The sequence below is a fragment of the Pantoea eucalypti genome (genome assembly GCF_009646115.1).
GTDB classification, from domain to species: domain Bacteria; phylum Pseudomonadota; class Gammaproteobacteria; order Enterobacterales; family Enterobacteriaceae; genus Pantoea; species Pantoea eucalypti.
Genome location: NZ_CP045720.1, coordinates 1,071,848 through 1,087,096, shown reverse-complemented (window position 1 = coordinate 1,087,096; position 15,249 = coordinate 1,071,848). Strand labels below are relative to the sequence as shown.

The following is a 15,249-nucleotide window of genomic DNA, read 5'->3' as shown; positions in this document are numbered from 1 at the left end:
ATGTCGGCCCTTCTCGTTAAGCGTTGTTACTTGCTGTCTGGCAGCGCGTACGCAATCACGTAATCACCACGGTCCGGTGACTGACGTGCGCCACCTGCCGAGATCAGGATGTACTGCTTACCATCTTTCGGTGAGACGTAGCTCATTGGGCCGCCCTGACTGCCCACCGGCAGACGTGCTTTCCACACTTCTTTACCGGTTGATGCATCAAAGGCGCGCAGGTAGTAATCCTGTGTACCGGCGATGAACACCAGGCCACCCTGCGTTGCCAGCGTACCGCCCAGCGTTGGCATACCAATCGGCATTTTCACGCGCATTTTAATACCAAACGGACCGGTATCCTGCACCGTACCGACCGGCACCTGCCAGACGATTTTCTGTGTTTTCAGGTCAATCGCCGACAGCGTACCAAATGGCGGTTTCTGACAAGGGATGCCCAGCGGTGACATAAAGCGGTTCTTATTCACAGCATAAGGCGTGCCTTTCAGCGGAACCGCACCCATACCGGTGTTGATCGCTTCGCCACCGTTACTGCCACGCGCCGTTTTATTGGTATCCGCCGGGATCATCTGAACCCACAGGCCCAGACGCATGTCATTGACGAACAACAGGTGATTGTTCGGATCGATCGACATGCTGCCCCAGTTCATTCCACCCAGTGAACCCGGGAAGCTCAGAGACTTGTCAGTGTCTGGTACGGTGAACAGACCGTCATAGCGCATCGATTTGAAACCAATACGGCAAGCCAGCTGGTCAAACGGCGTGGCACCCCACATGTCAGACTCTTTCAGCGTCTGGTTGCCGATCTGCGGCATACCGGTCGAGTGCGGCTGTGTTTTGGTGTACTGCTCGTTCGGGATATGACCCTGCGGCATCGGCAGTTCTTCGACTTTGGTCAGCGGCTTACCGGTCATACGGTCAAGCACGAAGATCATGCCGGTTTTGCCGCCAATCACCACCGCTGGCGTGGTGCTGCCATCTTTTTGCGGGAAGTCGATCAGGCTTGGCTGCATCGGCAGGTCGAAGTCCCACAGATCGTTATGTACGGTCTGATAGACCCACTTCTCTTTACCGGTGGTGGCATCCAGCGCCAGCACCGATGCGCCATATTTGTGATCCAGCGCGGTACGGTTCGCACCCCAGAGGTCAACTGACGAACTCCCCATTGGGATGAACACGGTGTTCATTGCCGGGTCATAAGACATCGGCGCCCATGAGTTTGGCGTACTGCGGGTATAATCTTTGCCCGGCATCAGTATCGCATTCGGGTCAACATTGCCCGGGTCAAACGCCCAGCGCATTTTGCCAGTAATCACGTCAAAACCACGTAACACACCACCAGGCATATCGGTCTGTACGTTATCTGCGACACGGCCACCCACCACAACCGTGGTACCGGCCAGCGTTGGCGCGGAGGTCAGCTGATATTGTGGGTCCGGTGCCTGACCCAGGCCCGCTTTAAGATCTACGATGCCGTGATTACCAAAATCTTCACAGAACTCACCATTGTCGGCGTTGATCGCAATCAGACGCGCATCAATGGTATTCATCAGAATACGGCGCTGACAGCTGTCACCAGCTGGCAGCACAGCCGCCGTCACCGGTACAGAACCCGGCTTGTCCGGCTGTTGCAGCGGTTTGGTTGCATCAAAGTAAGCCAGACCACGGCAGCGCGGCCAGACTTCAGCCTGGGCGTTGATTTCACGTTTCCAGAGCTGCTTACCCGTGTTGGCTTCAACGGCGATAACGTTGTTATGCGGCGTACAGAGATAAAGGGTATTGCCAATCTGTAATGGCGTCTGCTGATCTTCTGCGCCGTTACCGGTCGGGCTGACTGGGGTATCACCCGTGCGGAAGGTCCACGCGACCTGCAGATCTTTCACGTTGTCGCGGGTGATTTGATCGAGTGCCACAAAGCGGCTGCCCTGAGGCGTGTTGCCGTAGTTATCCCAGTCTTTCTGTTGTTTCGCTTTGTCTACCGGGATCAACGGTAACTCTTCGCCCGTAGCCGCAACGGTAGGATGAGGCTGGAACATCTGCACCAGTGTTGCCACCATGCCTGCCGCCAGCACTGCCGCGAACGCGTAAGAAGGTTTCGCCAGTGAGTGCTTACCTTCGTGCTTACGCAGTGAAGGCCAGATCAGGAAAGCCAGCAGCGTCAGTCCGGCTGGAACCATCAGACGCGAGACCAGTGGCCAGAAATCCAGACCTGCGTCAAACAGCGACCAGATCAGGGTGCCAGCAAAGACCAGCAGGAACAGAACCACTGCCGAAGATTTGCGACGGAAGAACTGGATTGCGGAGAGGACAGTAACAATACCCGCAATTAAAAAGTACCAACTGCCGCCCAGGGCGGCCAGTTTACCGCCGCCAATTGCAAAAAACAGACCGGTGGCAAGCAGCACCAGTCCGAGCAGCATGGATGCGATTCCCAGCCCCTTTCCGGCGCGGGAGGATGTTTCAGCCATAACACTTACTCTCCTGAATAAACAGAGCGCCCGGACAGAGGCCATCCGGACTCCGGCGCGTTAACAGGTGCGCGTGGAGCATCGCTCGGTTTCAAATCGAATATAAACAGACCCGCGTCCGTGAGAATCTGTGGGCCGGAAGAGCACTGATGTGGCTGACCCCTCCCACGACGCGGCAGGATTGTACCACCTGGTACGTTACAGAGTGAACATATCTAACCGGTTTGTTACGGCGCAATAGCATTTTTGCTACAAATAGCCGGGCGTCGCGGTGGATTCTCAGACAGATTACGCGTAGCTGAAAGCGGCGTTAGTGACCTGGCGGCTGGAACAGTACGCGCTTGCGGGAGATCAGACCATGTCCATTGCGGCAAAAGTAGTCCACTGCACCGCAGGCTTTGAGTACGTCAAGCGGCTGGTGACACTCAGGGCAACAGGGTTTCGCGGGATAATGTGCACCACAGGCACTGCAGATAATTTCACCGTTGCTGAGCGACAGCGGTTGCTGACATTTTTCACACATCACCATCATTTTCTTCTCCCTGCCTGATGAGTTCAGAGCAAAAAAAAGAGGGCCAGATGGCCCTCATTTTGTTAACGCTTATTCTTTTTCATATGCGCCATCAGACGCTTACGTTTACGCTGCTGCGTTGGCGTCAGCAGGTTACGTTTGCCTTCATAAGGGTTATCACCCTCTTTGAACTGAATACGAATTGGCGTTCCCATCACGTTCAGTGATTTACGGAAGTAGTTCATCAGATAGCGTTTGTAAGAATCGGGCAGATCCTTCACCTGATTACCGTGGATCACTACGATAGGCGGGTTATAACCACCGGCATGCGCGTATTTCAGCTTAACGCGGCGACCGCGTACCAGCGGCGGCTGGTGATCGTCTGCAGCCATGTTCATGATGCGCGTCAGCAGCGAGGTATTTACGCGTCGGGTCGAGCAGTCATAAGCTTCAGTGATCGACTCGAACAGATTACCCACGCCGCTGCCGTGCAGCGCAGAGATAAAGTGGATACGGGCGAAATCGATAAAGCCCAGACGGAAGTCCAGCGTCTCTTTCACTTCATCACGTACTTCCTGCGACAGGCCATCCCATTTGTTGACCACAATCACCAGCGAGCGACCACTGTTGAGAATGAAGCCAAGCAGTGAGAGATCCTGATCGGAAATGCCGGCATGCGCATCAATCACAAGCATCACCACGTTGGCATCTTCAATCGCCTGCAGCGTCTTGATCACCGAGAATTTCTCTACAGTGTCAGAGATTTTGGCACGCTTACGGACACCGGCGGTGTCGATCAGAACGTATTCACGTCCATCGCGCTCCATCGGAATGTAGATGCTGTCGCGGGTGGTGCCCGGCATATCGTAGACCACCACGCGGTCTTCACCGAGAATGCGGTTGGTAAGCGTTGACTTACCTACGTTTGGACGACCAACGATAGCCAGTTTGATCGGCAGGCCCGTCGGGTCGAAGTTTTCTTCTTCCTCTGCGGCTTCCTGCTCAGCAATCTCGTCAGCTTCTAACGCAGCCCAGTAAGCCTGGTTCTCTTCTTCTTCAGTGAGCTCGACCGCCTCAACTTTTTCCATCCACGGCAGCAGCGCCTCTTCAATCAGGCTGCTCACACCACGACCATGCGACGCCGCAATGGCGTGGATTTCGCCCAGGCCCAGTGAATAGAAGTCGACAATCGCCTGATCCGGATCCATCCCGTCAGTTTTATTTGCCACCAGGAAGGTCGCTTTCTGACGGGAACGGAGATGCTTCGCAATTTGCTGATCGGCGGCCATCATGCCCGCACGCGCATCCACCATAAACAGCACAACATCGGCTTCTTCGATCGCCAGCAGTGACTGTTCAGCCATCCGCGTTTCAACACCCTCTTCGGTGCCGTCGATACCACCGGTATCAATAACAATAAATTCGCGCCCTTCCACTTCGGCGCGACCATATTTGCGATCGCGAGTCAGTCCAGGAAAATCCGCTACCAGCGCATCACGTGTGCGTGTTAAACGGTTGAATAGCGTAGATTTTCCCACATTGGGACGCCCAACCAGCGCGACCACAGGTACCATAACAAAATGCCTCAATAAAAAATTAATCGCCCGAATGGCGAGATTATAACGGCTCTGGCCGTTAAGTTCAGGCTTAAGGCGCAAAGAATACCATGCCTGACTAAAAACGAAACGGCCCCTGATTAAATCAGGAGCCGTCGGAACGGAGGATTTCACCTGCCAGACGTTTACCCGTTAACGGGTAATCGCATAAACCTCACCGTCTTTGGACTGGATCAGCAGCTTGTCGCTGGCAACTACCGGCTCGGTCTGGAAGCCTGAGCTATCCAGTTCCTGCTGCGCGACAAAACGTCCATCTGTGGTGTTCAGCCAGTGCAGATAACCTTCGCTGTCACCGACTATCAGATAACCGTTGTAGAGCACCGGTGAAGTCAGGTTGCGATGCAGCAGATCGCTTTGACGCCAGATGGCAACACCGCCGTCAGTGTTAAGAGCGATCACACGATCGTCCTGATCGACCAGATAGATACGGCCGGCATCAACAATCAGATCCTTCACACCGCCGATTTCGCGTTTCCACAAAATCTGACCTGAACGCAGATCCAGCGCCGACAGATTGCCATTGTAGGCCAGTGCATAAACGACGCCGTTAACGATAACCGGTGTGGTATCGACGTCATTAAGACGGTCAATCTCCGTGGCACCGCTGACCTGAGAAATACGCTGCTGCCAGATCAGCTGTCCCTGGTTCATTGCCACGGCACTGACACGGCCGTTGTCGCCACCGACAATTGCGCCGCCAAAGGCCACAGCCGGCGCAGATTCACCGCGCAGAGACAGCGCTGGCATATCCAGGTTGACGCTCCACTTCACCACACCGCTGCTCTGATCCAGTCCCTGCAACATGCCGTTGCTGGTATGAATCAGCACCAGACCATCGCTGACCACCGGACGTGACAGCGCTTCACCGGCGACTTTCGTCTGCCAGGCCACGCTACCATCGCTGCTGTTCAGGGCAAAAACCTGGCCGCGTTCGCTGCCAACATAAATGCGGTCGCCATCGGCCGTCAGGCCACCTGATAGCAGGGCTGAAATATTTTTCGAGAAGAAGCCGGTTTTCTCAGAGAGATCGACTTTCCACTTTTCTTTACCGTCTGCGGCATCCAGTGCTTTGACGATACCAAAGCGGTCGGCAGCGTAAACCGTATTATCCTGCCAGGCAGGATGCAGATTTGAGTAGAAATCACCCACACCGTCACCGACCGAGGTGCTCCACACTTTCTGTGGCGTGAACTGGTTTTCGACCTTCGGCAACGGGGCCATTTTTACTACATCTTCTTCGCCGCTAAACAGCGAACAACCGCTGAGCAAAGTGACTGAAATCAGTCCCGGCAGCAGGTATTTACGTAATTCCATGCGCTCTCTCTTGACTGGCTTAGCTTAAGTTATTCATCTTCATCTGCATCATTTGCTTCAATGCCGGAGAGGCGTCAGATTCAACCCCTTTACTCCATGCATCGCGCGCGCCCTGCTTGTCGCCTTTGGTCAGCAGCGCTTCGCCGCGAATATCGGCCACAATGGCTGTCCAGCCATCACCCTTCACACCGTCAAGGGTTTTAAGCGCCGCATCTGCTTGATTCTGTTGCAGTTGAATGCGTGCCAGGCGCAGGTTAATCACCGCCTGCAGATTGGCATCTTTGGTATCTTTCAGACCGTTTTGCAGCAGTGATGCCGCTTTATCAAGCTGACCGGCGTCAACGTACTGCTTCGCCAGATCCATCGCGGCCAGAGCACCGTAAGTGTTGCTGTTTTCACTGGCAAAACGGTTTACCGCTTCCAGCGTTTCCGGCTTGCCTGCCTGCATGGCGCTGGTCAGCTGCTGATACTGTGCGGATACCGATTTCGCCGTATCATCCTGATGACTGCTCCAGTAACGCCAGCCACCCAGCGCAGCAATGCCGATCACTACGCCAATGGCTAACGCTTTGCCATTACTGGCAAAAAAGTTGCGCAGCGCGTCGGTCTGCTCGTTTTCATTGCTATACACTTCCACGCAATCCTTCTCCTTTCTATGGTTGGTGCTGTGTCACGCTTACTGTAGCAGCGTACGCAATACAGCAGCAGCCTCTGCCTGATCCAGCGTTTGCTGCTCGCCACGGCGCAGATCTTTAATCACGACCTGACCGGCTTTAACTTCATCCTCGCCTAACACCAGGGCAACGCGCGCGCCCCACTTGTCAGCACGGGCAAATTGCTTCTTGAAGTTGCCGCCGCCAAAGTTGGTCATCAGCCTCAGTTCAGGCGCTTCATCACGCAATTTCTCAGCCAGCTGCATCGCAGCAGACTGCACGCCCTGACCTGAAGCGATAACATAGACATCCACATTGCTCGTCGGTTCAAATTCAGGATTAACTGCCTGAACCAGCAATACCAGACGCTCCATACCCATTGCAAAGCCAACGGCAGGTGTCGCGCGGCCACCGAGCTGCTCAACCAGGCCATCATAGCGACCGCCGCCGCATACCGTGCCCTGTGAACCCAGGCTATCCGTCACCCACTCAATCACGGTGCGGTTGTAGTAATCCAGACCGCGCACCAGACGCTGATTGACGGTGTAGCTGATTCCGGCATCATCCAGCAAGGCACACAGGCCGCTGAAATGTTCACGTGATTCATCATCCAGGTAGTCGCCAAGCTGTGGCGCATCATTCAGCAGTTGCTGAACGTCGGAATTTTTACTGTCGAGAACACGCATCGGATTGCTGTACATGCGGCGTTTGCAATCCTCGTCCAGCACCTCTTTGTGCTGTTCAAGGAAGGCGACGAGCGCATCACGGTAGTGAGCACGCGCTTCCAGCGAACCGATAGAGTTAAGTTCAAGGCGAACGTGCTCAGAGATACCCAGGGCTTTCCACCAGCGGGCATTCAGCATGATCAGTTCAGCATCGATGTCTGGTCCCTGCAGACCAAAAACTTCCACGCCAATCTGATAGAACTGACGATAGCGGCCTTTCTGCGGACGCTCATAGCGGAACATGGGACCCATGTACCACAGACGCTGTTCCTGGTTGTAGAGTAAACCGTGTTCGATACCGGCTCGCACGCAGCCTGCTGTGCCTTCCGGACGCAGCGTCAGGCTTTCGCCGTTGCGATCGTCAAAGGTATACATCTCTTTTTCAACCACGTCGGTGACTTCACCGATGGCGCGCTTAAACAGTGGGGTTTGCTCTACCAGCGGTAAGCGAATTTCGCTGTAACCGTAGCTCGCCAGCGTCTGCTTGAGAACGCCTTCAATCCGTTGCCAGAGGGCAGTATCCGCAGGCAGGTAGTCGTTCATCCCGCGAATCGCCTGAATATTCTTCGCCACGTTAGAATCTCTTAATGCAAAAAAACCTGTCCGGCATCATACCTTATGAGGATGAAACCGCACAGGTTCAGTCAAAAAAGTCACGCACGCAGACCGCGCGCGCCATTATTTTTCCAGATGCTGCACATCAATACGGCGGCTGGCATCCAGCATCGACGCTTTGGCGCGAATGCGCGCTTCCAGCTGATCGATCATGTCATTGTTGTCGAGACGATCGCGCTGACGCACGCCATCTTCGTAGAAACCACTCTTCTTGCTGCCGCCGGTCACGCCCAGCGTAGAGAGGGTCGCTTCACCCGGTCCGTTGACGACACAGCCGATAATGGAGACATCCATCGGGGTGATCAGATCTTCCAGACGCTGCTCCAGCGCGTTGACCGTGCCGATAACGTCAAACTCCTGACGTGAACAGGTTGGACAGGCGATGAAGTTGATCCCGCGAGAGCGAATGCGCAGTGACTTCAGGATATCGAAACCGACTTTGACTTCTTCAACCGGGTCGGCCGCCAGCGAGATACGCAGCGTATCGCCGATCCCTTCTGACAGTAACAGGCCAAGTCCAATCGCAGATTTTACTGCGCCTGCGCGTGCGCCACCCGCTTCGGTGATGCCGAGATGCAGAGGCTGTTCGATCTGTTTCGCCAGCAGGCGATAAGATTCAACGGCAAGGAAGACGTCAGAGGCTTTTACGCTGACTTTGAATTGATCGAAGTTAAGACGGTCAAGATGATCGACATGACGCATGGCTGATTCCAGCAACGCCTGCGGCGTCGGCTCGCCATACTTTTCCTGCAGATCTTTTTCCAGTGAACCGGCGTTCACGCCAATTCGAATCGGAATATTGTTGTCGCGTGCGCAGTCAACCACCATACGGATGCGCTCGTTGTTCCCGATATTACCGGGATTGATGCGCAGGCAGTCGACGCCATACTCGGCGACTTTCAGGGCGATGCGGTAGTCAAAATGAATATCTGCAACCAGCGGTACATTCACCTGCTGTTTGATCAGTCTGAATGCTTCTGCGGCATCCATGGTAGGCACCGAGATACGAACGATGTCGACACCGACTCGCTCAAGGGCTTTGATCTGATTTACCGTCGCTTCCACGTCAGTGGTGCGGGTGTTGGTCATCGACTGAACAGCGATTGGCGCGCCGTCACCGACCGGCACCTTGCCGACGTAAATGCGTTTGGATTTACGGCGGATAATGGGTGCTTCGTTATGCATATTTCTTCTCCACAATTGCCCGGTACGCGATACGCTGTTATTGCGCACCCAACGTCAGGCGAGCAACCTGGTTATTACGGATAAAACGACTTAAATCAACGGGCTGATTCTGATATTGCACCTGAACTGCACGAGGCGCGCCAATTTTCAGACGATACGGAGGCGTTCCTGCGAGGCTGAGTTTACCACCACTACGCTGAATGCCGCTGAACAGTTTTTTGCCGGTCGCGTCACTGACTTCCAGCCAGCAGTCGGCGTTGAAGTTCATGACCACCGCATTAGGGTCAGCTGCCGGCTCATTGACCGCAGCTGCACCGACGGGCATCGGAGGTGCCGCGCTGGTTGTCGGCGTCGTGGCTGCTGGTGCAGCCGCTGAGTTGTCCACTGGCGCCTGGCTCGGCGACACCACAGCATTGCTGGTGTTATCCGGCTGAGTGGTGGTCGCGCTATTGCTGGCGGTGGCGGCCGGAGCCGCACTCGCCGGCGCACTGGCTGCGCCGCTGTTACTGGTCGTGGTGGTGTTGCTCTCGTCAGTTGCGGCAGGTGCCGCGCTATCACCACTGCTTTCACCCAGCGGAATCGACTGACCATTATCACCGCTGCTACTGCTCTGGTCGGTCATCGGCACCAGATCGTCCTGGGACGCTTTATGGTTCTGCCACCACCAGGCGCCCGTCAGCCCCACGACCACAAACACCACCAGCCAGGTAAAAATCATTAACCAGCCGTCGCGTTTCTTGCGGCGTTTGCCCAGTGAAAAACTTTGCATCGGCTCAATCTTTGAAGACCGAATCGGTGTCTGCTTCGCCATCATCGGCAGCAGTTCCTCTTCAGGAATATGCACCAGACGCGCGTAAGAGCGAATGTAGCCGCGCAGGAACGTGGAAGCTAAATCAGCAGGTGATTTGTCCTCCTCGATGTCACGCACGGTAGAAAGTTTCAGGCACAGGCGTTCAGCGACGTTCTGCTGCGTCAGCCCCATCTGCTCACGGGCCAGACGCAGGCGTTCACCTGTTGATTGTAATGCAGAGTTTTCTTGAGTGGCTTCAGTATTCATTAGCTAAATAACGCTGGTACTGTATCGATTGCGGAAAACGTCGCGCTAACCGGTCGCCATAACGTGAAACGTCAGCGGCATTTCCCTGTAGCGCGGCGAAACGTAAGTGTAACGCCAGACTTCGTGCTGTTTCAGGCAGCTGTTGCTGGTAAACACCAAGCAAAACCTGGGCCTTCGACAGATGGTTATCTGCCAGCTGCTTTTCAGCTTCCGACAGCAGCGAGTCAGCTTTACGCCTGTCAGCATCAATGGCCTGACGTAACGCCCTTCGGGCAGCAGCAACATCGCCAGCCTGCAGATAACAAAAGCCTGCCAGTTCAAGCGCGTCATTGCGAGCATCAAACTGCTGTGCTGCGCTTGCCCGACTAAACTGTTGATGCGCTTCGTCATACTGCCTTAAAGCGCAGAGAAACGCACCGTAATTGTTAGCAACAAAACCATTCTCCGGCGCCTGCTGCTGTGCCAGTATAAACCGTGCCTGCGCCGCTGTCTGATTACCCTGCTTCAGTGCCAGCCGTGCCAGCGCAAGCGAGACCCGGTAATCATGTGGCGCAGCGGCCTGTGCCCGTAGAAAGTTTCGCTCAGCCGCAGCAGCGTCGCCACTGGCCAGATAGTGCATCCCTAACTGCAGACGCACCTCTTCTGCGCCAGGTTCACGCGGCTGACTGACACACCCGCTTACAACAAACAGCGCCAGCAACACTGCAGGTAATCCATTACGCATAATCGTTTCCCTCCGTTTGACGTTGACAGGCTGCAGCCTGCCACGGGTCATCACGTCAGGAAACGCGCGATTTCAACCTTCTAGAGCGGCTTCACAGATATGGCTTCACCCGCCATTTTGATGCGCATCGTCCGCTTGGTACGGTCAATGACTTCGCCGGCTAACTGACCGCAGGCGGCATCAATGTCGTCGCCACGGGTTTTACGCACGATGGTGGTAAAACCATAGTCCATTAAAACTTTGGAGAAGCGATCGATACGGCTGTTAGAGCTACGGCCATACGGCGCGCCCGGGAAGGGGTTCCACGGAATCAGGTTGATTTTACACGGTGTTTCTTTCAGTAATGCGGCAAGTTCATGCGCATCATCAGTGCTGTCATTGACGTGATCCAGCAGGACGTACTCAATGGTCACGCGTCCCTGGTTGGCGTTGGATTTCGCGATGTAACGCTTCACCGCGGCCAGGAAGGTTTCGATATTGTACTTTTTGTTGATCGGCACGATGTCATCACGCAGCTTGTCGTTTGGTGCATGCAGCGAGATCGCCAGCGCCACGTCGATCATATCACCCAGTTTATCCAGCGCAGGCACGACGCCTGATGTTGAGAGGGTTACGCGACGCTTCGACAGACCAAAACCGAAGTCATCCAGCATGATCTCCATCGCCGGAACCACGTTATTGAGGTTGAGCAGTGGCTCGCCCATGCCCATCATCACCACGTTGGTGATAGGACGCTGGCCGGTGATTTTGGCTGCGCCAACAATTTTCGCCGCACGCCACACCTGACCAATAATTTCTGACACCCGCAGGTTACGGTTAAAGCCCTGCTGTGCGGTCGAACAGAATTTACACTCCAGCGCACACCCCACCTGTGAAGAGACACACAGCGTGGCGCGATCGCCTTCCGGGATGTAGACCGTTTCCACCAGCTGGTCGCCCACGCGAATGGCCCATTTAATGGTGCCGTCGGTGGAGCGCATCTCTTCCGCCACTTCTGGCGCGCGGATTTCCGTCAGCTCCATCAGCCGGTTACGCAGCTTTTTGTTGATGTCGGTCATCTGCTCGAAGTCATCGCAGCAGTAGTGATAAATCCACTTCATGACCTGATCGGCGCGGAAAGGCTTCTCGCCCAGCGACAGGAAAAATTCCCGCATCTGCTGACGGTTGAGATCCAGCAGGTTTATTTTCTGGCTTTTGGGAGAAACGACAATGGGGGAAGCGGACGCGGACGTCTCAATCTGTTCGGACATAATATTCTCTGGCCTCGTTGTTACACGTTATGGCGCTGTTCAGGGATAGGTGAAAAAATTGCGCCTTCATTAAGCGATGTCAATGAAGGCGCAATATTGTACAACATCTGCGGCCTGATAACAGGCGGGAGTGACCTCCCCTACGCAGATTTTTGTAAAGCCGCTGTAACGTTTATCGCCGGGCGATTAACGGGTACGTGGGCAGATTTCGTTTTCGCCGAAGAAATAAGCGATTTCGCGGGCAGCGGATTCAGCAGAATCTGAACCGTGGGTCGCGTTTTCGGTGAAGCTGTCAGCGTAGTCAGCACGCAGTGTGCCAGCCAGTGCGTTTGCCGGGTTAGTTGCACCCATCAGGTCACGGTGACGCTGAACCGCATTTTCACCTTCCAGCACGGATACAACAACCGGGCCAGAGGTCATGAATTCAACCAGACCATCGAAGAATGGCTTGCCCTGGTGCTCAGCGTAAAAGCCTTCAGCCTGCTCTTTGCTCAGCTGCAGCATTTTTGCGCCAACGATTTTGAAGCCAGCGCTTTCAAAACGGTTATAGATAGCACCAATCACATTTTTAGCGACGGCGTTTGGCTTGATGATAGAAAAAGTACGTTCGATTGCCATGATGACCTCTGTCTTGACGTTCTGAAGAAACCGGTGGCGTCCGCCCCGGTTAAGAAACGGCGCCGATTATAGGGGCTGAGTGCGGCATTGCCTATCAGAGATCCCCAATTTGTTGAAAATTCTTGATCTGAGTTGAGGCAGGCGCGCCATAGTTATGATTTAGCGCAAAAAATCGTCAGCCCCGAGTGAAGGTGACCGAGACAAGTTGTCCCTCTTCATCCATTACCACCAGCTGATACTCGCCGGGATGATCAAGATGCAGCGACAGGCTGTTCGCCGCGTTTTGCGTCATCAATGGCTCACCATTCAGGAACCACCAGCGTTGCGTGCCCTGCCCTCCCTGCACCGCGACCGGGATCGTCAGCGTGCTATTACCCGGCAGCGGTTTAACGATTTGCCGCTCAACAACGCCGGTGACAATCAGTGGTGCGCTACTGCCCTGTTGTAATGGCGGACAATGGGTATCGACAGGCGGTAAGCGCTGCGCCCGCCGCTCCTGAGGCGGCAGCCAGGCCTCCAGCGGCAGCGGCCAGACCAGCCGTTCGTGGCGGGTAGCGCCGGGGCAATCTGCTGCGACGCGCAGTCCCTGCGCATTTTGCCAGTAGCCCGCGCGTAATCCGCTGAGGCTCTCCTGACCGGGCGCCAGCAGTGTTGGCGGCAACGTATCAGAAGCGACCCAGCTTTGCCGACGCTGGCGGCAGTTTTCATCTCCGGCAGGCAACGGCTGACCACCAGGCCAGCATATGGTCGCGACCGTTACCGAGGCCGGACGTGGGTCGACCGGCACGTCACGCCTGCCGAGACGGCTCATCAGCACGCTGTTAATCTGATTCATGACTGGCACGGCAGAGGCGAAACCAAACTGCCCGGCAACCGGAGTCGCATCCGGCCGCCCCACCCAGACGCCAATCAGATAACGGGGATTGATGCCCACCGACCAGGCGTCGCGATAGCCGTAACTGGTGCCGGTTTTCCAGGCCAGCGGCACCACATCAGGTACGCTGCCATTACCGGCCGGTTGCGCTTCACCCGCCAGGATGCGCCGGATGATCCACGCCGATGCGGGTGAAAGCAGCGGTCGCTGCTGCAAGGGTTGCTCGGGCGTCCAGCGCAGTGCAGCGGCATTGCCGTGACGGGCAAAGGCGCTATAAGCCGCCACAATTTCATCCATGCGGGCGCCGGTGCCGCCAAGAATCAACGAAAGATTGGGTTCCGCGCCTGGCGGGAAACGTAAATTCAGACCCACATTGCGCAGACGCGCCGCAACGTTTTTCGGTCCCAGCGCCTCCAGCACCTGTACAGCCGGCAGATTCAGGGAGCGTACCAGCGCATCGCTGGCGCTGACCGGCCCGTGAAAACCGGTGTCGAAATTGCCTGGCCGGTAATCACCAAAGCGACGCGGCACATCCTGCAGCAGCGATTCGGCATGAATCAGCCCCTCATCCAGCGCCATGCCGTAAACAAAGGGTTTTAACACCGAGCCAGGCGAACGCACGCTGGCGATCATGTCCACATGCCCGAACCGACTGTCATCGGTAAAGTCAGCCGAACCGACATAGCCCCGAACCGCCATGGTGGTGTGATCGACCACCAGCATCGCCAGTGAGGTGCGCGGCGGAAGCTGGTTTTTAACGTTCAGCGCCAGGCTTTCCAGCTCGCGCTGCAGTGAAGGATCGAGCGTGGAGACAATCTTGTCGCTGGAACTGATCGACAGTAATCGCCGGGCCAGCAGCGGCGCCATCTGCGGCATCTGCCGTGGCGGCAGCCAGACCGGCTCCTGACGGATTTCCGCCACCTGCTCAGCGGACCAGATGCGGTATTCCGCCAGCCGATCCAGCACTTTATTGCGTGCCGCTTCTGCCCGCTCTGGCCAGCGATCGGGGCGAAGTCGGCTGGGTGCCTGCGGCAAAACCGCCAGCAGCGCTGCCTCGCCCGGTGTCAGCTGTGACGGGGATTTCCCCAGCCAGCTCCAGCTTGCCGCGCCCACCCCTTCCAGCGTGCCGCCAAAAGGCGCACGGTTAAGGTAGAGCGTCAGGATGTCACGTTTGGAAAGGTGCCATTCAAGCTGCAGCGCCCGCCACGCCTGGATTAGCTTGCCCCGCAGCGTACGGGGTTGCGGGTCGATAAGGCGTGCTACCTGCATGGTCAGCGTGCTGCCACCGGAAATAACGCTTTGATGGCGCAAATCCTGCCAGGCCGCACGCACCAGCGCCAGCGGATTGATGCCGGGGTGATACCAGAACCAGCGATCTTCGTAGGTGAGCAGCGCCTGCAGATAAGCCGGAGCGACCTCTTCTGGTGTGACGGGATAGCGCCAGATGCCCTTGCTGTCCGCAAAGCGCCACAGCGGCGTGCCGTCGCTGGCCACAATCACCCGCGCAGGCTGCACCTCTTTAAGCGGCAGCGGGAACAGCCGATCCAGTCCCCATGTCGCCAGCCATAACGCCAGAAAAAAAAACGGCAGCGCGAGCCACCGCTTTTTAATGGCGCTGATGTTAATCACGCCCTGCATC

General features: G+C 56.0%; 12 protein-coding genes. All 12 read right to left on the bottom strand.

What is annotated here, in order from left to right; translation table 11 throughout:
• Positions 1–26: 26 nt before the first annotated feature.
• Positions 27–2,468, bottom strand: a complete 2,442-nt coding sequence (locus EE896_RS05100; RefSeq protein ID WP_140915648.1) for a glucose/quinate/shikimate family membrane-bound PQQ-dependent dehydrogenase — start codon at positions 2,466–2,468, stop codon at positions 27–29.
• A gap of 310 nt (positions 2,469–2,778) precedes the next feature.
• Complete coding sequence (locus tag EE896_RS05095; protein ID WP_039659539.1) at positions 2,779–3,000, bottom strand: zinc ribbon domain-containing protein; 222 nt, start codon at positions 2,998–3,000, stop codon at positions 2,779–2,781.
• A 62-nt stretch (positions 3,001–3,062) separates the two neighbouring features.
• Positions 3,063–4,553, bottom strand: a complete 1,491-nt coding sequence (der, locus tag EE896_RS05090; RefSeq protein ID WP_008926703.1) for a ribosome biogenesis GTPase Der — start codon at positions 4,551–4,553, stop codon at positions 3,063–3,065.
• A gap of 174 nt (positions 4,554–4,727) precedes the next feature.
• Positions 4,728–5,909 carry an outer membrane protein assembly factor BamB gene (gene bamB / locus EE896_RS05085; protein ID WP_003848699.1) on the bottom strand — a complete coding sequence of 394 codons (1,182 nt, stop codon included), beginning with the start codon at positions 5,907–5,909 and terminating at the stop codon, positions 4,728–4,730.
• Positions 5,910–5,928: 19 nt separating this feature from the next.
• The gene (locus EE896_RS05080; RefSeq protein WP_003848696.1) at positions 5,929–6,546 is read right to left on the bottom strand and encodes a YfgM family protein; all 618 of its coding nucleotides are present in this window, start codon (positions 6,544–6,546) and stop codon (positions 5,929–5,931) included.
• 39 nt (positions 6,547–6,585) lie between these two features.
• Complete coding sequence (gene hisS / locus EE896_RS05075; protein ID WP_008926705.1) at positions 6,586–7,860, bottom strand: histidine--tRNA ligase; 1,275 nt, start codon at positions 7,858–7,860, stop codon at positions 6,586–6,588.
• Between the two features lie 105 nt (positions 7,861–7,965).
• Positions 7,966–9,087 (bottom strand): flavodoxin-dependent (E)-4-hydroxy-3-methylbut-2-enyl-diphosphate synthase, encoded by a 1,122-nt coding sequence (gene ispG / locus EE896_RS05070; protein ID WP_003848692.1) that lies wholly within the window; start codon positions 9,085–9,087, stop codon positions 7,966–7,968.
• Between the two features lie 37 nt (positions 9,088–9,124).
• Positions 9,125–10,144, bottom strand: a complete 1,020-nt coding sequence (gene rodZ, locus EE896_RS05065) for a cytoskeleton protein RodZ (protein ID WP_003848690.1) — start codon at positions 10,142–10,144, stop codon at positions 9,125–9,127.
• Positions 10,134–10,868 carry a type IV pilus biogenesis/stability protein PilW gene (gene pilW, locus EE896_RS05060; RefSeq protein ID WP_008926706.1) on the bottom strand — a complete coding sequence of 245 codons (735 nt, stop codon included), beginning with the start codon at positions 10,866–10,868 and terminating at the stop codon, positions 10,134–10,136. Before pilW ends, rodZ begins: the two co-directional genes overlap by 11 nt.
• A gap of 80 nt (positions 10,869–10,948) precedes the next feature.
• Positions 10,949–12,118 (bottom strand): dual-specificity RNA methyltransferase RlmN, encoded by a 1,170-nt coding sequence (gene rlmN / locus EE896_RS05055; protein WP_078804666.1) that lies wholly within the window; start codon positions 12,116–12,118, stop codon positions 10,949–10,951.
• Between the two features lie 186 nt (positions 12,119–12,304).
• Entirely contained in the window at positions 12,305–12,736 is a 432-nt protein-coding gene (ndk, locus tag EE896_RS05050; RefSeq protein ID WP_003848684.1) for a nucleoside-diphosphate kinase, read from the bottom strand.
• Positions 12,737–12,911: 175 nt separating this feature from the next.
• Positions 12,912–15,248 carry a peptidoglycan glycosyltransferase PbpC gene (pbpC, locus tag EE896_RS05045; protein ID WP_153574536.1) on the bottom strand — a complete coding sequence of 779 codons (2,337 nt, stop codon included), beginning with the start codon at positions 15,246–15,248 and terminating at the stop codon, positions 12,912–12,914.
• Position 15,249 lies beyond the last annotated feature (1 nt).